This window comes from Gilliamella sp. B3127 (assembly GCF_026536935.1).
Taxonomy (GTDB): domain Bacteria; phylum Pseudomonadota; class Gammaproteobacteria; order Enterobacterales; family Orbaceae; genus Gilliamella; species Gilliamella apicola_E.
Genome location: NZ_JAFNNI010000001.1, coordinates 604698 through 622683 on the forward strand (window position 1 = coordinate 604698; position 17986 = coordinate 622683).

Sequence of the window (17986 nt, forward strand, 5' to 3'; positions counted from 1 at the left end):
CTAATTAATGAAAGCAATCCTTACTCCTTATTATCAACCCGAGCTTGGAATTATTATTTTAAAACCTGGTACTGAGTTATTAAAGAAACTGAGTGACGGTAATCGTATAATAATTTCTCCAGCACAGGACGAACACGCAGGTATCAAATCCGGCATTCTTCAAAATGACCAACAATTATTAAATAATGAATATATAGATCCATTCATTTTACATGACACTGTAGTTAGTAAATTGAAGAAATTATATAGTTTTGACGTATGGTTAAATAGTCGATTTAATTGTCAGCTTGAAGATGAAGAATATTGTTATCATGAGTTTGTTAATGAAAAAATAGGAAATTCAGCAATACACATATGCTGGCATCATAATAAAGATTTAGTTATTGACGAAAAAATAAAAACTATCGCTAATAGAAATTTAAAATCATTTCTCATTGATTGTATTATTTCAGAATTAAAGCTGGAGAATGATCATCAATTATCAATACAAGAGTTGGCGTGGTGGGCTGTCATTAATAATGTATATGAATACATACCAGAAAATATGGCCAGATTATTATGTAATCGGCAAATTGAAGAAATAAAGCACGTTTATAAGGAGTCTGATTTAATTGCGAGTGATGATCGTTCTGGTCCTCGACTAAAAAATCAAATTAACAGTGTATATCAACAACTGCAGAATTTAGAAAAAACAATCAAAAAAATAACAGTTGACCCAGAATCGCCAGCATCATTTATGTTACGTCCAAAAATGAAACGGTGGGAATCAGAAAAATATACTCAATGGGTTAAAACTCAGCCATGCGTTTGTTGTGGAAAACAATCGGATGATCCGCATCATATAATTGGATACGGGCAGGGTAAAATGGGCGGGAAAGCGCATGATATATTTACGATACCGCTTTGCAGGAAACATCATAATGAATTACATCAGAATGTAGAAAACTGGGAACAGAAATACGGTTCACAGTTACTATTACTATTCCAATTTTTGGATCGCGTTTTTGGTATAAATGTTATAGTTTGAATTTATGGATGTCTATACATCTGGATGTCTTGATGTTAAAATGCTCGTATGTGGAGTTTTTGCAATCAACAGAGTGCAGACTGTTTTTGTGAAAGTTCTCTCTATAAGATAATTTTACGGAGAGTATATGAAACGAGATATAAAACTAGTCCTAGTCGCGTGGGCTAATGTTAGACGTAGTATAAAAACGGGTTTAGAGTATCCCTACAAATCATCAATGATTAATAGTAATGGCTTTGATACTCGTCCATTGCTAAGTGAAGATGAAGCTGAAATTGTTGATAACGCTGTTTTGCGCTTATCAAAAATAGACGCTATTTCTCATTCTATCCTTAAATCAGTTTATATCAATCAACAGTCGTGTCGCCAATTAGCTAAAAATATACATAAAAGTAATGATTTTGTTTGTGACAAATTAAAGCTTGCTGAAATTTATGTGTTCGCTAAAATTCATGATGTAATAGATGATGTAATTTTATAAGCTGAAAATTTCATACCATTTATTTCCTATTTAGCAATAGTCTATCTGCCCTCAATGTTGTGGTAATACTTGTGGGTATACATTTGCTAGATATATAGTCAAAAAAGGAAAGACTATATAAAGAATGGGGCGGTTTATCCCAATGCATATAAAAATACATTTTATGTAGTTGACTGTCTCGATGTCGCAACATATAATATGCCTATATTGCGGTTTTCGCATTTAAATTAAACCAACCCTGACTTACTCAGTCGGGGTTTTTTATTGCCATAAAATTATGGCGAGAAGATATAAACATCGTACTCCACATTGTTAGCTCACGTTGTTTATATCACTGCAACTCGCCACCTCTTTTTTATGTGAGATGGGGGACTGATACATGCGGACACATGCATCAGACATTAATACCCATTCCCGTGGTCATGAGTATCAACCAAGCCCCAGCCGATCGGCGGAGCATATTCTACAGGATTACTGTGAAAATGACCAACAAAAAAAGCGATCAAATTCAAATAGATAACCTAACTTTGATACATGATGATTGTCGAAATGTATTAAAATCTTTACCAGACAATCATATAGATTTAATTTTAACAGATCCCCCGTATTTCAAAGTCAAATCGAATCGATGGGATAATCAATGGAAAACAGCAGACGATTATCTGGGTTGGTTAGATGATATCTTTGCTGAATTCTGGAGAGTTTTAAAACCAACCGGTTCGTTATATGTTTTTTGCGGACCAAAACTAGCTGCTGAAACTGAAATATTAATCAAACAACGATTTAATGTATTGAATCACATAGTTTGGTCTAAACCGAATGGCACATGGTTACGACAGCATAAAGAGTCATTGCGAACGTATTGTACATCAAATGAACGGATTATTTTTGCCGAACATTATGGCGCAGAGGGTTCTTTTAAAGCTCAAAATGGATATGCATTTAAATGTGCGGATTTAAGACAATCTGTATTTTCTCCACTGATTGAATATTTCAAAAATGCGCGTGAAAAATTAGGTGTTTCAGCTGCTGATATTAATAAAGCTACTGGCACACAAATGTGTTCACATTGGTTTAGTTACAGCCAATGGCAATTACCAAACGAAAAACAATATCAGGCATTGCAAGATTTGTTTAACCGGATAGCTAAAGAAAAGCATGAAAATAACCAGTTGAATATTAGTCATAATGATTTAACTGATGACTATAAACATTTACGTGAAAATTATATAGTTTTAATTAAACAATATGATGATTTAAAAAAAGAATTTGAACACCTACGTCGGCCGTTTCATGTAACAAAAGATGTTCCCTATACTGACGTTTGGACATATAAACCAGTTTCTTATTATCCTGGTAAGCATCCATGTGAAAAACCATCAAGCATGATTGAAGATATGATTCGGGCTAGTTCACGCGAAGGTGAGCTGGTGGCTGATTTTTTCATGGGTTCCGGTTCAACATTAAAAGCAGTCAAAAAACTGAATCGTCGTGGTTTGGGTGTTGAGTTTGAAGAGGAGACATTCTTAAAAACTGTTAAAGAGGTTTCTGAATATTAATCTAAGAGAAAGCCTCGTTAGGAGGCTTTTTGTTAGAGGAATAATGAAAATTTAGGCAACACTTAATTCAAGATGTTTGCCTAACGCAGATAATGCATTACTAATTGTATCAATTTTTGTTGTATGGTTTAGATTAACGATTCGCTGAACCTCTTGAGGTTTCACGTTAATACGTTTCGCTAATTCTACATTAGAAATATTCTGATCTACCATTTCGTTCAACAAAAGCACTTTAGCAAAAATACTCGCTGGTAATTCAATTAAATGTTCGCCACGTTTTGCTTTACTTGGTAAAGGTACTTTGCGATGATCTTCAAAGTAAAAATCCATACTTGTTATTAATGCATCTTGAGCCATACTTAAAGCGTCTTTTAAATCATCACCACACGTGATTGCTTCAGGAATATCTCTAAATGTCACAGTATAACCATTGTCTTCTTTAGTTAATTTCGCAGGATAAAACATAATTACCTCATATCAAAGTAAGCCCTCAAAGGAGGGCTTTAGTTAAAGATTTAATTGCTTTTTGATTGCTTTCATTGTACCAATTTTTAATTCCTTGCTTGGATGTCTTGGCATTGTTGATTGCTTTCCGTTGTAGTAGAGCTTTATGTGATTACCGCCTTGCTTTACTTCAACACCTTGAGCAACTAACCATCTTAAAAACTCACTTTGTTTCATTATTCCTCCGTGTTGTTTTAAGATGAGTTAATGATAAACAAAAATGTTTATTTTGTCAATGTAAAAATAAACAAAAATGTTAATTTTTTATCGGTAGCAATGCTAGACACTCTCATGCGAGCGTTTAATCATTAGCTGGTACGCTACCACTCATTAAACTAATTCAAATTAAGAACTAAAAAATGGATAAATACTCTTCACCTGTCTCCTACTTTTGGGGTGCTATATGTACATTATTTGGGGCTATCAGCCTGAATGATATTGCGGTTATAGTGGGCATCATTTTGTCTATAGCAACCTTTCTAATTAACTGGTGGTATAAACGCCGAGACGCAAATCACAAAGAGAAATTAAGGCAAGATTTTTATGAAAAACATAAAAAAACTAACGACGAGTGCGATTTGTAGTGTTTCGGTAATAATCGGCATAGTGGTAGCGAACTACTCAGACGAAATTAAAACGAGCAGAGCCGGACTAGAAATAATCGGCAATGCTGAATCGTGTATCAGAGAGCCATATTTATGTCCTGCAAATGTGTTAACAGTTGGCATAGGGTCAACCACGGGCAACATAGAAAACAGATATTATTCTGACGACGAAATAGCACAACGTTGGGTTGACGATATAAAAACAGCTGAACGATGTGTTTACCGTCACGCTAACGGATTTCATCTGCCTCGTAGTGTTTTTGACGCAGTAACGTCAATTACGTTTAACGTGGGATGTACAAAAATGCGCACGTCAACAATGTATAAATATTTGAATACCGGTGACTATAAATCTGCGTGCAATGAGTTCCCGAAATGGAATAAGGCAGGTGGTAAGGTATTAAATGGGCTGGTTATCAGACGCGAAAAAGAGAGGCTGCTATGTCTGTCGTATGCTTCATCATCGCTGCAATAATGGCTGTTCATGGTGTAAATGGTTGGGGTTGGTTCTTATTTGTATCATTATTGTTGAGCGATTAGTTATGACAAAGGAAAAGATATTGAGTGTAGCGTTAATCATAGTAGGTTTTGTTTTTTCTATTTATTTTGGTTACAACAATTACCAGGAGAAAAAACGATTAAAAACCGCTAATGCTGAGCTAACTAATCAAATTAATCAGCTAGAGCAAACCATATCTAGAAACAACCAAATCATCGCAGATAATGAATTATCTAAACGTGAATTAGAAAATCAATCTATAGAACGGCAGGAGCAAATTAATGAGCAACTCAAAGACAATGATTGTGCTAAGCAGTTTGTGCCTATGCCTGTTTCTACAAGCTTGTACAACCGAGCGAAAGGTATACGTGAATCGACCGATACCAGCCAATCTATTAAGTGACTGTTTACCAAATTTACCACCTAATCCCATAACTTTTGGTAATAGCCTCCGATATAACGAGCATTTATTAAATGTCATTGAGAAGTGTAATGCAGATAAAAGGGCAATAAAACAAATTACCAACGGAGAAACAAAATGAAATATGTATTATTAGTGTTAACATTTTTATTAACCGCTTGTAATGATGCGGATGTAGCATCCGAAAACTTAAGCAAAGCCGCCGATAACTTTGAGTTAAATCGTCGGATAGTTTTTTATAACGGTATTACTAACGATTATATGCTAGTTATTGAGGGATTATGTTCAAAGGACAATACCAGCACGGAGCATACTCTCGGCATTGTTTGTAAAGTAGGAGAAAATAGTTATAAGAAGCATTTGCTGGGATTGTCTGATAATGTAACGTACTTCATTGAGCAGATAGATGGGCAAGAAGTTAGCGTTTATCACTATCGAGTCATATTCAAGCCATCAACGCTTATTCCTGATTTAGAAATTAAATAACTATTACTAAATATTTAATCAAACATATATGATTAAAGCAAATAAAATAACTGACAGACAGTTCACTCTAATCTGTAATAAAAAAGGATGCAAAAACATGGTTCAAAAAGGCAAGCGGTATTGTTCTTTACATGAAAGGTATTCATGATTATGCCAGTGTTACCCAAAACATTTAATCCAACACGTAAATTAAATACTCCAACCAACGCTATCAAAAAAGCATGGGGAAATGGAAGAGGAGGTAGATCATGGAGAAAATTGCGTAAATCAATACTTGAAAGAGATTGTTACATATGTAAATGTGACGATTGTATGCGCTTGAGATTAGTAAGGGTTGCTAATGAAGTTGATCATATCATTCCATTATCGCAAGGTGGTACAGATGATGAAGATAACCTACGTGCTATTAATAGTGAATGCCACAAAAAGAAAACAGCACAAGAAAGCCGTTCGAGGATTAAAAAGAAGGAGGGGGTGGGTTAAAAGTCTAAAGCTTTTTAGCTGGACACCGACCGCCTAATCAAATTTTCACACCGTCAAAATTAATAATCCAATTTTTTAGGAGAATCAATTATGGGCAGAAAACGGACTGATCCCAATTTAAAGGTGATTGCAGGCACCGACCGCCCAGACCGAGAAATTCAAGACGTACCTAAGTTTGACTTAATTGATGATTTCCCAGAAGCGCCATTTCATTTAAATGTTGATGGTATTCAAATGTGGAATAATTTAGGTCCACAGTTAGTGAATACAAAAGTTTTACAAGTGGTCGATTTATACCCACTGGAACAACTATGTGTTGCGTGGCAAATGTTTAGAAAAAAAGCAAAAGCTGATATGGAGATTACGGCATCAGAACACCAAGCATTAAAAGCATTGTTTTCAGAATTTGGCATGACGCCTGCAAGCCGTAGCAAGGTAACTGCTCAGGGCGATAAAAATACTAGTAATAAATTTATTAGCAATGGGAAACGAAAAGCGAGCTAGATTATGCGTGATTATGTTCAGATAGCAATAGATTACGCTAATGATGCTATTGCAGATAAAAAACATAAGAAATTTTGCAAACTGATTCGGCAAGCAGCAAAAAGATTTTTAGATGATTTAAAGAGAGCGGACAAAAAAAGTTGTCCGTTTTTTTTTGATGAATGGCACGCTAGTGATGTTTGTGATTTTATCGAAAAATTGCCACATGTTGAAGGAAAGTGGAATTGTCCAACAATTATTATGCATCCGTCTCATATTTTCTTTGTGGTTCAACTATTTGGATTTAGAAAAAAAGATCCTCTTTTTATTGATAACTGGGGTGAAGATAACAAATTCTATCCTCGCCGTTATTCTGCTGCATTGTTTGCTGTTGCCCGTAAGAATGCAAAGAGTACATTATCCGCTGCAATAGCAATTTATTGCTTGTGCTGTGAACCAGAAGAAGGGGCGCAGGTAATTAGTGCAGCTACAACATTCCCACAGGCTTCAATAATCTTCAATACAGCAAAAAGAATGGTTGAAAAAACAGCGGATTTAAAAGATGCTTTCGGGCTAGAGTGTTGGGCTAAAGCAATAAGTAGATTTGAAACTGGAGCAACATTCAAGCCAATACATGCCAAGGCTTCAACACAAGATGGTTTAAATCCTTCGCAAGTTTTTATTGACGAAATACATGCACACAAAACCGCCGATCTCCTAAATGTATTGCAGTCAGCAATGGGGGCCAGAGCCAACCCATTATTTACATATACCACGACCGAGGGATATGTAAACGCTGGGCCATGGCAAGAAATTAGAAAATTTGCTAAAGACTTATTAAAAGGCGTTTTTAAAAATGAAGCAGATCACTTCTTGGCAGTTTTTTATTGTTTAGATGACGATGATGATGAGTTCGACGAATCAGCATGGATTAAAGCTAATCCGCTAATGGATGTTAACCCTTATCTTGTAATATCCATCAAAAAAGAAGCGGTTGAAGCCAAGCAAATGCCGTCGAAAATGGCAGAGTTTAGGATCAAGCGGTTAAATAAACCCGCATCCGCCGAAAATGGGTGGATTGATTTAGGTAAATGGGATAAATGCAAAGGCAAGGTTGATTTAGAAAAACTAAAAAGTTATCCATGTTACGGCGCATTAGACCTTTCATCAACAAGCGACTTGACATCATTTCGTCTTACTTGGGAGATTGAGGGGGAAATTTACACCTATGGTTGGGGATGGTGCCCAACTGAGGCAATAGCCTATCGCACTGAACGAGGCACCGTCCCTTATGCTGGATGGGTTGAAAAAGGGTATATTAAACAGACAGAGGGAAATGTAATTGATTATGGAATAGTTGAAAAGGACATAGTGGAACTTTTTGAACAATTCAATATTGTTTCAGTTGCATACGATCCATGGAATGCTACAGATTTGGTTAATAGATTAGTAGCAAAAGAATTACCAATGATCCAATTCATTCAAGGCACAAAATCATATCATCCAGCAATGCAAGCAACTGAACGCTATTATATGTCAGGAAAATTACATCATGACGATAACCCTGTACTACGTTGGTGTGCATCAAACATTGTGGCCCGAAAAGATGAAAACCTAAACATGGCGCCAGATAAAAAACGTTCAGCTGACAAAATCGACTGGATGGTCACATTAATAATGAGCATTGGATTAATCGTGGCAAATAACATAGAAAGCGACGAAGATGAAGACATGCAAGCTGCATTTGAGGACGTATTAATAATATGAAAATAGCATTAATTTTATTTATAATTTTTAGCCTGTTAGGAATGGCTTTTCTTATCATATATGCATATCTCATGTTCGGGTTTGAACATACAATTTTAATCTCTTCTCTTTGTTTTTTCTCTATCGCAATTTTCATTATGACGGGGTTGAAAAATGGCTAAAAGCTTTTTCCAAGTAATTGCCGACTCTATAAGATCACCAAGAAATGAAATATTGGATACTGGCGGAAAAACCATCAGACCCTCTGATAGTGAATTCTGGGCAAATTTTTTTGGTTGGCAATCAGCAAGCGGGCAAAATGTATCTGTAAAAAAATCTTTAAAGCTTTCTGCGGTTTGGTCTTGTGTTGGCTTAATATCTGATACTGTAGCAACGTTACCACTTAATCTATATGAAAGGTTGCCAGATGGAGGGCGTAAAATTGCAAGCGACCATTCATTACAGGACATATTGCATAACAGCCCGAATTATAACAATACCCCATTTGAATTTTGGCAAATTGAATTAGCGGCAATGTTACTAAGAGGCAATGCATATGCTGAAATAAAAAGGTCAGCAAATAAAGTTTCGTCAATTAATTTTTTGCTTCCACAAAGCATTACAACAAAAATACAAAAGGACGGTAGTCTTGAGTATCAATATTCCAATCAGCATGAAACCAGAATAATATCAGAAAACAATATGTTTCATACGAGAGCATTTACATTAGATGGTACAACGGGTATATCACCTATTCAATATGGGGCAAATGTCATCGGTTCAGCAATGTCAGCGGATATAGCAGCAAATAGCACGTTTAAAAATGGATTAATGCCAACGATAGCTTTTGAGACAGATCGAGTAATTAAAAAAGAGCAAAGAGAAGAATTCAGAGAAAGCGTTCAAGCTATATCTGGAGCAATGAATGCTGGCAAATCTCCTATACTTGAATATGGATTGAATGCAAAACAAATTGGTATTAGCCCAGAAGATGCGCAACTGCTCGAATCCAGAAAATTCAGCATCGAAGAGATTTGTAGATGGTTTAGGGTTCCACCTTGGATGATTGGATATACAGAAAAAAGCACAAGCTGGGGAACTGGATTAGAACAGCAGATGATAGCTTTTGTTACATTCAATCTAAACCCGTGGATAACCAGAATTCAGCAATCTATCAATAAAAGGTTATTGTCACCAGAGGAACGCTGTAAATATTATGCCGAATTTAGCTTAGATGGTTTATTAAAAGGCGATAGCTCAGCAAGATCTAGCTTTTATTCAGCGATGGTAAATAACGGTATATATACGCGCGATGAAGTTCGTGTAAAAGAAAACCTACCAAAACGGGGTGGTAATGCAGATGTATTAACAATTCAAACAGCAATGGCGCCGATTGATGCGCTAGGTAAATCAGAAAAATAAGGCATTTAAATGAAAAAAGAAAACTTACCTGTAGCGCCACAAACGCTACAAAGGATTCCTATTGCATTTGATTTGAGTTCAAGTGCTTTGAGCAAGTGGGAATCAGGAATTAGGGCTGAAACAGAAGAAGATAATACCATCACTATTTTTGATCCTATTGGCTATGACTACTGGACCGATGAAGGCGTTACAGCTAAACGCATTGCTGCTGCATTAAGAAAAATTGGAACTGATAACGATGTGGTTGTCAATATCAACTCTCCAGGCGGTGATATGTTTGAGGGGTTGGCTATTTACAACCTTCTTCGTAATCACGGAGGAAAAGTTACGGTAAAAGTACTTGGAATAGCAGCATCGGCAGCATCGATTATTGCAATGGCAGGTGATGAAGTGCAGATCGCAAGATCTGGATTTTTGATGATACACAACTGCTGGTTGTATGCAGTAGGAAATCGGCATGATTTCCGAGATGTGGCAGAAACAATTGAACCATTTGACTTAGCAATGTCCGATATTTATTCATCAAGAACAGGTATTGATAAAGACACTATTTTATCAATGATGGACAAGGAAACCTATATTGTTGGTAATGATGCGATTGATCAGGGGTTTGCAGATTCTCTTCTTCCTGCTGATGTAATTACCACTCAAAAAGACGACACTCCTAATTCATCGATTAAAAAACTAGACGTGCTGCTTGCTAAAGCTCAGCTGCCAAGATCAGAGCGTCGAAAACTCATTCAAGAACTGAAAACTAGCATGTCAGGCGCTGTTAGTGAAAGCAAGCCAAGCGCTGCTTCAGAAGTTCAAATCAATGTAGAGGTTGGCTCTACGGCAAAATTATCAAATTCATTAAAAGGTATATTAAAATGACAGATTTATTAAAAATTGAAGCGGAATATAAACAAGTACAAAACGATATCAAAAATGTGGGTGATGACTTAAAAAGATATGCTGAAAGTGCCGAAAAACAAATCCAAGCACATCAGAAATTAACTGAAGAATCAAAGCAAAAAGCGGATGATGCATTATTAAAATATAATGAACTTAATGCCAAATTAACCGATCTAACACAGAAGCTGGAGCGGCCAAAAAGCGAAAGCAAAGACGATTATCGCTCGTTGGGCGAAATAGTTGTAAATAGCGATGCATTCATGCAAGCGAACGTTAGCGCATCTTATCGTGGGTCTCTTCGTGTAACGGCCCCGCGTTCTGCTATTACTACAAATACTGCTAACATTGTTGCACCAGATCGCCTTGAAGGTGTTATTGCACCACCAGAGAGACGAATGACAATTAGGGATTTACTAATCAAAGGCACAACCGATTCCAATTCAATTGAATATGTTCGTGAAACTGGTTTTACTAACAATGCCGCCCCAGTTCCTGAAGGCGAACCTAAGCCTTACTCGGACATAAAATTTGAATTGGCAAACGCTCCCGTTCGTACTATTGCTCATTTATTTAAAGCTTCCAGGCAAATTTTGGATGATGCGAAAGGTTTGCAGAGTTACATAGACGGAAGAGCACGTTATGGACTGCAATTAGCTGAGGAGAATCAGTTATTATTCGGTAATGGTTCAGGAGCAAATGTGTTAGGTATTATCCCTCAAGCATCTTCTTTTAATCCATCAATTACTTTGGTTAATGCAACTCCAATTGATCGTATTCGACTAGCATTACTGCAATCTGTATTAGCTGAATTTCCAGCAAGTGGTATTGTTTTAAATCCAATTGATTGGGCTGGAATTGAATTAACTAAAGACGGTGAAGGTCGCTATATTATTGGCAACCCTATTGCAGGCATTGATGCACGATTATGGAATCTACCTGTGGTTGCAACACAGGCAATGACTGCAAATAACTTTTTAGTTGGTGCGTTTAATCTAGCGGCACAAATCTATGACCGCATGGATATGGAAATATTGATTTCAACTGAAAATGATAAAGATTTTGAAAACAACATGGTTACCATTCGCGCGGAGGAACGATTAGCACTAGCAGTGTATCGGCCAGAAGCGTTTGTAACAGGTCTAGTGTCACAAGTTAACAGCTAATCATGAGGAAGGCGAAGCAATTCGCCTTATATTTTCTATGGAAAAAATAAAAGTTATTGCTTTAAAAAGCTTTGAATATGACGGCATTGTACAAACACCACAATCCCCCCCTTTTTATGTTAATAAATTAGATTTAACTTTTTTTGAATCGAATAAAATGACCAAAATTTATATCGATCAAGATAATATTCATCCTGAAAAAAACGGAAACCAAATTTCTATCATTGATGAAAATCCGCAACAGAAAACAAAAAAAAAGAAGAAATCAAAAAATGTCGATGATAACACTTGATGAGGCAAAATTGCATCTTCGCATAGATCATGATTTTGATGATCAAGATATTCAATTAAAACTGGATACCGCCGAAGAACAGGCTATTAATTTTCTTGAAAGGCAAGTTTATGCAACGGAAGATGAATTGAATTTAGCTATCACGTTGAATAAAGCCGGTGAACGACCTATGCTGATAAATTCTAGTTTCAAATCAGCAGTACTTTTGTTGCTTGGTCATCTTTATGAAAATAGAGAGGAAATTGGTATGGCAAATTCATCAAATGTTAAATATGGATTTGAACGATTGTTAAACCCATATCGGATTCATATAGGTGTTTAGTATGCAGTCAGGCAGATTACGCAATCAAGTAACTTTTCAGAAGCAAATTAAACGCAAGGACGAACTGGGACAGCAAGTTAATGAATGGGTCGATGTTTGTACTGTACGAGCTGAAATTCGTGATGTGTCGGGAAAAGAGTATCAAAGCTCACAATCTGAACAAATGCAAACAGATTGCAAAATTCTAATCCGATATCGAAATGATATCACGTCAGATATGCGTGTAATGTGCAATGGTACCCATTACGACATTAAAGCTGTATTAGAAGATGTAAAAAGAACAAGGCTTGAATTACCCTGCCAAAAAGGCGTACGTTATGATTAAACCAACATTATCAATAGCTGGATTTAAAGAGCTTGAAGCTGATTTTAAATTACTGTCAAAATCAGAACAACGGAAAGTATCAAGAAAAGCCGTTAGGGCGGGGGCTGTTGTTTTTCGTGACGCTATTCGTGCAAGCGCGCCAGTTCGAACTGGACGCCTCAAAAAATCGATTTCTGTAGATACAGCAAGAGGTTCACTAACTGCTGGCGTGAAGTTTAAAAAAATTAGAGTTACAAAGAAATCAAAAAAAGGGAAACATAAAAACATTTTACCTTTTTATTGGTGGATGATCGAAAACGGCACATCGAAAATGTCAGCACGACCCTTTGTACGTCCTGCATTTGATGCAAATGTAAAAAAAGCGGAAGATGCCTCATTTCAACAGTATTTAAAAGATATCGATGAGATTTTTTTAAAATGATAGAAGCTAAAATAAATGAAGCTTTAATAACTTTGTGTAATGGGCGTGCAAGCCCTTTAATCGCTCCACAAGGAACAAGCCCTCCTTATATCTGTTATACAAAAGTTTCGGCCATTTATGATGATGTCATGTGTGGTCAATCATCCGTTGAATATTGTTTTCAGATAGATGTTTATGCAAAAACCTTACTTGAAGCAGAAAACATTAAGCAACAAGCATACGAAAAGCTAAAACCATTAAAACCATTCAATATTGTTAATCGTCAAGATTACGAATCAGATGTCGAACTCTATCGCGCTACATTAGAGTTTTATATTCAATAAACAATCAATTTTACATTTTATGCCGCTTAACCGCGGTTTTTTTATTTTTGGAGATATTAATATGGCTGAAGTCCAAACAGAAGTACAAAGTGAATATACAAAAACACGAGATATTGGTGTGTTTGTTAGTAAAGACCCGTCTCTTAAATTTATCGCGCAGGCGACAGCAAAGCTTAGCTTAGAGTGTACTGTTACTGATTACTCAATGACAGCCCCCGAAGGTGAAGAAATTGACGTATCGACACTTTCATCAATCACAAAAGAAACTATCAACGGCTTACCAGCGGAAGCAACGGTATCTATGAATGCTAATTTTGTTATTGGTAATACTGCACAGCAAGTTTTACGCAAATCGTATGATACGGGAGATAACTACGCATTTCAAATTAAGTACGAAGATGGTAGTTCAATAGATTGGATTGCGCGAGTAACTAGCTACGAGTTCAAAGGTGCGAAAAATGGCGTAGTAACAGGTTCTTTCTCATTTAAAGTTAAAGGGAAATTTGTGTTTAACACCCCAGCTCCACAAATTGGCGGACAGTCGGTGGAGAAAAAATAATGAATTTAAAGCAAATTATTACAGCAAAAAACTCAGGCTTTCGTACAAAAAGGGTTCATGTTGAAGAATGGGGCGTTGAGGTTACTATTCGTGAGCCGTTACACACCGATTTTAATCGGTATATTAAGACAATCAAAGATATCACAGATAATGCAAAACTAACTGATCATGAAAAAGATTTACTAAACATTAAAGCAGAAGCAACACTGTTTGCGACTGTGCTGCTTGATGATAACGGTGATTTTGTTTTCAGTAATGATATTGATGATTTAGTAAAAAGCTATGGTCCGGTTCATACGCGTTTAGTCAATGAGGCTTTTAATCTTCTTGGTTTGAAAAACGAGCCAATAAAAGAAGCTGAAAAAAAGTAGAAAGCGATCCTGAGCTGTTTTTTAAGCTTAAATTAGCATTAAGGCTCGGTAAAACTCTTGCCGAGCTTGAACAAACGCTGTCAGCAAGAGAATTTTATTATTGGGTCGCGTTCGACAAATTAAACCCAATTGGTGACGAAAGGCACGATTGGCATGCAGCACAAGTCGCATCAGCTATCTATCGCTCACAGGGTGCAAAAGTCGAGTTTGACGACTGTTTACTTAAATTCAAAGAAGAAAAGAAAGAGCCTGTCAAGCCTGTCAGCATATTTGATGCGCTATCAAATTTACTTGGGAAATAATTAATATGGCTACATTGCGAGAATTGGCAATACGAGTAACTGCTGATTCATCATCATATCAACGAGAAATGAATCGAGCGTCTCGGCTTGGTACAGATTATTATAAAACAATGGAGGAACGATCACGACGGTTTGATTCATACATTGCTAGTAATAATCGCTCAATTCAAGCAATGAACATGCAATTAACTCAGTTAAAAGCATCAGCATTAAGCGTTGCTACTGCTTTTGCTGGTGGCTTTGCCTTTACTAGCATTGTCAATATGGCAGACGACTGGGGGCAAATGGCTGCTCGTGTCAGAATGGCTATTTCTTCTGTAGAAGGTTCAGCTGATAATTATGAGCAGGTGCAAGGGCGTCTGCTTGAAATTAGTAACCGTAACGCTAAAGCGGTCGAAGATTCACAAGAACTATACATTGCAACAGCATCCTCAATGCGTGATTTGGGTTATAGTACAAATGACACGATCGACTTTATCGAAGCAATGTCAAATAGCTATACAATAAATGCAACTTCTGCGGATAAAGTATCAAGCAGCATTAACGCTATCACTAAGTCGATGATTACCGGTAAAGTTAGTAGTAATGACTGGAAATCGATAATAGCATCTACGCCAAATGTTGTTACGGCGCTGGCAAACTCTACAGGTAAAGCTGAAGATGTCATAAGGCAGCTAGGTATCAACGGTAAAATATCAATGGGTGAATTAGCTGATGCAATGATAGCAGCAAAAGTTCGGACTGGTGAAATGGCTGATGGAATGGGGAATACTGTAAAAGACGGTTTTACTCAGATATCAAACAACTTTAAATCATTGATAGGCGAATTAAACAGCAGTACCGGTATCACGCAGGGGATTGCCAGCGGTTTAAAAGTTGTAGCAGAAAATATTCATTTAATAACTGGTGCAGGCGCAATTCTAACTGCATTAGGATTGTCTCGTTATTTTGGCAATCTCTCACAATCAATTGTGAACGCCACAAAAACAACGTTGGCAAATAGAACAGCACAAATATCACAAGCTCAGGCACAATTGGCTGCCGTTAAAAGTCTACAATTGAAGGCTGTAGCTGAAGTAAACGCTGCACGATTTGAGGCTCAACGTGCGGTTGGTTTGAAAGCGAATTTAATTGCACAAAATAACTTAACAGCAGCTATTAATCGTCAAACTCAGGCTAATGCAGCATTAGCTACATCACAAGCGAATGTAAACGCATTGACAAGTAAATTTGGTCTACTGTCTCGCGCTGGTAGCGGATTACTCGGTTTATTAGGTGGTCCAGTAGGTTTGGCGACTACACTATTAAGTGTGGGCGCTGGATTTATGATGATGGGCGATAAAGCAGAAGAGGCTAAAAAACCGCTCGAAGAATTGCAACTGCCTGTTGATCAGCTACTTGCTAAATTTAAAGACCTAAGTAAGGGAACACAACAGTCAATTACCGCGGGGTTAACACTAAAAGTTGATGCAGACTCAAAGGTTCTTGATGAAGACATAAACAAATTACAGAACAATATTCAGGAAAAATTAAAAACCGAATGGGTGGCTAGCGGTAACTATTCTGTAAAAAAAATTGTTTCTAAAGAAAATCAAATTGCAATTGATGAGTATATTGAACAGCTTAAAATTTTAAAAAAATCATATGATAGCGGCGCCATAAGCGAAAAAGACTTTGGTAATAAAGTGGGCGAGCTAAATGATAAATTAGTGGAGGCTACCGGCGGCGGTAATTCACTGAAAATTGCACTTGGTGATATGACGTCATCGCTATTTTCATCAGCTAAAAATTTAGCAGAAAGCAAAGAAAAATTAGATGCGATCGGTAAAGCGTCATCTGAAGCTGCTACTGGAATAAAATTACTAGATACAGCATCATTTCCAAATCTTGATAATCAGCTCGGAATACTTAGTCAACAACTTGATGTAAATAAAGTAAAATCTGAAAATGGGGCAGAAGCAGCGTTTGTTTTATCTGGTTTACAAAGAGCGGCTGGTGATGCTGCACTAGAACACGCAGCAGACTTAATAGCGTTAGCAAAAGGGCAAGATTTATCAGGAAAAATGACTGATGAACTTGCTGAAAAACTATCTGAATTTGCAAAAAAATTGCGTGAAAGTTTTAAATTACAAGAGGGTTTTAAGCACACAAAAACAGGTAAAAGTACGGCTGATATTTATAAAAATCAACTTGATCGGCTTAATAATCAGATTAATGCCTATACAGATATTACTGAATTACAAAAAATTCGGCGCCAACTAGCAGAGGGCGAATTAGGCAAACTATCTGAAATTCAAAAGAAAACATTGGAAACAAAAGCTGCTGAACTTGATCGACTTAACGCGCAAAAAGAGTACAAAACAATTCTTGATTCTTTACGTAGTCCTGTTGAGCAACAACTGGACACATATAAAGAGCAATTAAGTATCATCGATAAATCCAATCTTTCATTGCAACAGCGTGAAGAGTTGCTTGATAAGATGTCCAAAAAATCAATGGAATCAGCGCCTACTTTTAGTTATCACAATTCTTATAATGGGCTTGGTAGTGATTTACTGAATGTTGCAGAAGATGATAAAAAGTTGCGTGATTGGAATGAACAACAGCTACAAATACAAAATGAATTGCTTTCGCAGAAACTAATTAGTCAACAGGAATACGCAGATGCAGTTGTCAAGATTGAAAAAACTATGCAGGAAAAGCAACGGGATATTCAATCCGCGTATACTTTAGCTACACTTGGGACTTTTTCAAGTTTAACTGGTTCAATTGCAGATATGTTTAAAGAAACAGCGGGCGAATCATCAACAGCGTATAAAGTAATGTTTCTTGCAAGCAAAGCAGCATCAATTGCTCAAGCTATGATTAGCACTGAGGTTGCTGCAGCTAAAGCGCTTGAGATTGATCCAACAGGCGTTATGTCGGGTATTACAAGAGGGCTGGGTTATGCTTCAGTTGGACTTATTGCTGCACAAACTATATCAGGTATGGCACATAGCGGTATTGACAACATACCAAAAGAGGGTACTTGGTTACTTGATGAAGGCGAGCGTGTAGTCGATGCTAGAACAAACGCTGATTTAAAACGATTCTTGCAAACATCGAATAAATCAGGCGGTAATATAACTATTAATGTGCCCGTTAATATCGGTGATAGCGGTTTATCTGATGAGGAAGGAAAGCAATTAGGTAAAAATATAAAGGAAGCCATCCGCCTTCAAATCCAACATGAGCAGCGACCAGGAGGGCTACTAAATAAGCATTGATTTAATGGTTTGAATTTCATACTATTACCTAA

General features: G+C 36.8%; 23 protein-coding genes. 21 read left to right on the plus strand and 2 right to left on the minus strand.

Going from position 1 to position 17986, the window contains the following annotated elements:
- Positions 1-7 precede the first annotated feature (7 nt).
- From J3U00_RS02725 to J3U00_RS02735, 3 genes are all read left to right on the plus strand, one after another.
- Complete coding sequence (locus J3U00_RS02725) at positions 8-1027, plus strand: DUF968 domain-containing protein (protein WP_267331437.1); 1020 nt, start codon at positions 8-10, stop codon at positions 1025-1027.
- A gap of 127 nt (positions 1028-1154) precedes the next feature.
- Positions 1155-1508, plus strand: coding sequence for an antiterminator Q family protein (locus tag J3U00_RS02730; protein ID WP_267331438.1), 354 nt, complete (start codon positions 1155-1157; stop codon positions 1506-1508).
- A gap of 482 nt (positions 1509-1990) precedes the next feature.
- Complete coding sequence (locus J3U00_RS02735) at positions 1991-3067, plus strand: DNA-methyltransferase (RefSeq protein WP_267331439.1); 1077 nt, start codon at positions 1991-1993, stop codon at positions 3065-3067.
- 51 nt (positions 3068-3118) lie between these two features.
- Here the strand turns inward: J3U00_RS02735 and J3U00_RS02740 are convergent, their stop codons facing one another.
- Together J3U00_RS02740 and J3U00_RS02745 are read right to left on the minus strand one after the other, a co-directional pair.
- Positions 3119-3532, minus strand: coding sequence for a type II toxin-antitoxin system HicB family antitoxin (locus J3U00_RS02740; RefSeq protein WP_267331440.1), 414 nt, complete (start codon positions 3530-3532; stop codon positions 3119-3121).
- 42 nt (positions 3533-3574) lie between these two features.
- Positions 3575-3748 carry a type II toxin-antitoxin system HicA family toxin gene (locus J3U00_RS02745; RefSeq protein ID WP_267331441.1) on the minus strand — a complete coding sequence of 58 codons (174 nt, stop codon included), beginning with the start codon at positions 3746-3748 and terminating at the stop codon, positions 3575-3577.
- A gap of 182 nt (positions 3749-3930) precedes the next feature.
- Between J3U00_RS02745 and J3U00_RS11620 the strand changes: the two genes are divergently transcribed.
- From J3U00_RS11620 to J3U00_RS02825, 18 genes are all read left to right on the plus strand, one after another.
- Positions 3931-4155, plus strand: coding sequence for a phage holin family protein (locus tag J3U00_RS11620; RefSeq protein WP_416380184.1), 225 nt, complete (start codon positions 3931-3933; stop codon positions 4153-4155).
- Entirely contained in the window at positions 4115-4651 is a 537-nt protein-coding gene (locus tag J3U00_RS11625) for a lysozyme (protein WP_416380185.1), read from the plus strand. Before J3U00_RS11620 ends, J3U00_RS11625 begins: the two co-directional genes overlap by 41 nt.
- Before the next feature lie 67 nt (positions 4652-4718).
- Positions 4719-5078, plus strand: coding sequence for a hypothetical protein (locus tag J3U00_RS02750; RefSeq protein WP_267331442.1), 360 nt, complete (start codon positions 4719-4721; stop codon positions 5076-5078).
- Positions 5079-5213: 135 nt separating this feature from the next.
- On the plus strand, positions 5214-5582 hold the full coding sequence (locus J3U00_RS02755; protein ID WP_267331443.1) for a hypothetical protein: 369 nt from the start codon (positions 5214-5216) through the stop codon (positions 5580-5582).
- 150 nt (positions 5583-5732) lie between these two features.
- A complete protein-coding gene (locus J3U00_RS02760; protein WP_416380188.1) occupies positions 5733-6065 on the plus strand; it encodes an HNH endonuclease in 333 nt (110 codons plus the stop codon).
- A gap of 90 nt (positions 6066-6155) precedes the next feature.
- The gene (locus J3U00_RS02765) at positions 6156-6569 is read left to right on the plus strand and encodes a P27 family phage terminase small subunit (RefSeq protein WP_267331445.1); all 414 of its coding nucleotides are present in this window, start codon (positions 6156-6158) and stop codon (positions 6567-6569) included.
- A 3-nt stretch (positions 6570-6572) separates the two neighbouring features.
- Entirely contained in the window at positions 6573-8315 is a 1743-nt protein-coding gene (locus J3U00_RS02770; RefSeq protein ID WP_267331446.1) for a terminase large subunit, read from the plus strand.
- Positions 8316-8468: 153 nt separating this feature from the next.
- The gene (locus J3U00_RS02775) at positions 8469-9716 is read left to right on the plus strand and encodes a phage portal protein (protein WP_267331447.1); all 1248 of its coding nucleotides are present in this window, start codon (positions 8469-8471) and stop codon (positions 9714-9716) included.
- A 9-nt stretch (positions 9717-9725) separates the two neighbouring features.
- Positions 9726-10589, plus strand: coding sequence for a head maturation protease, ClpP-related (locus J3U00_RS02780; RefSeq protein ID WP_416380186.1), 864 nt, complete (start codon positions 9726-9728; stop codon positions 10587-10589).
- Positions 10586-11773: a phage major capsid protein gene (locus J3U00_RS02785; protein ID WP_267331449.1), complete on the plus strand. Its 1188-nt coding sequence runs from the start codon at positions 10586-10588 to the stop codon at positions 11771-11773. The genes J3U00_RS02780 and J3U00_RS02785 overlap by 4 nt, the downstream gene beginning before the upstream one ends.
- 37 nt (positions 11774-11810) lie before the next feature.
- Positions 11811-12065, plus strand: a complete 255-nt coding sequence (locus tag J3U00_RS02790) for a hypothetical protein (RefSeq protein WP_267331450.1) — start codon at positions 11811-11813, stop codon at positions 12063-12065.
- Positions 12046-12387 carry a head-tail connector protein gene (locus J3U00_RS02795; protein ID WP_267331451.1) on the plus strand — a complete coding sequence of 114 codons (342 nt, stop codon included), beginning with the start codon at positions 12046-12048 and terminating at the stop codon, positions 12385-12387. The genes J3U00_RS02790 and J3U00_RS02795 overlap by 20 nt, the downstream gene beginning before the upstream one ends.
- Before the next feature lies 1 nt (position 12388).
- On the plus strand, positions 12389-12712 hold the full coding sequence (locus J3U00_RS02800) for a phage head closure protein (protein WP_267331452.1): 324 nt from the start codon (positions 12389-12391) through the stop codon (positions 12710-12712).
- A complete protein-coding gene (locus J3U00_RS02805) occupies positions 12705-13133 on the plus strand; it encodes an HK97-gp10 family putative phage morphogenesis protein (protein WP_267331453.1) in 429 nt (142 codons plus the stop codon). The genes J3U00_RS02800 and J3U00_RS02805 overlap by 8 nt, the downstream gene beginning before the upstream one ends.
- Complete coding sequence (gp17, locus tag J3U00_RS02810) at positions 13130-13456, plus strand: tail completion protein gp17 (protein WP_267331454.1); 327 nt, start codon at positions 13130-13132, stop codon at positions 13454-13456. Before J3U00_RS02805 ends, gp17 begins: the two co-directional genes overlap by 4 nt.
- 61 nt (positions 13457-13517) lie before the next feature.
- Positions 13518-14015 carry a phage tail tube protein gene (locus J3U00_RS02815; protein ID WP_267331455.1) on the plus strand — a complete coding sequence of 166 codons (498 nt, stop codon included), beginning with the start codon at positions 13518-13520 and terminating at the stop codon, positions 14013-14015.
- Complete coding sequence (locus tag J3U00_RS02820) at positions 14015-14386, plus strand: phage tail assembly chaperone (RefSeq protein WP_267331456.1); 372 nt, start codon at positions 14015-14017, stop codon at positions 14384-14386. The genes J3U00_RS02815 and J3U00_RS02820 overlap by 1 nt, the downstream gene beginning before the upstream one ends.
- 307 nt (positions 14387-14693) lie before the next feature.
- A complete protein-coding gene (locus J3U00_RS02825) occupies positions 14694-17954 on the plus strand; it encodes a tape measure protein (protein WP_267331457.1) in 3261 nt (1086 codons plus the stop codon).
- Positions 17955-17986: the final 32 nt, after the last annotated feature.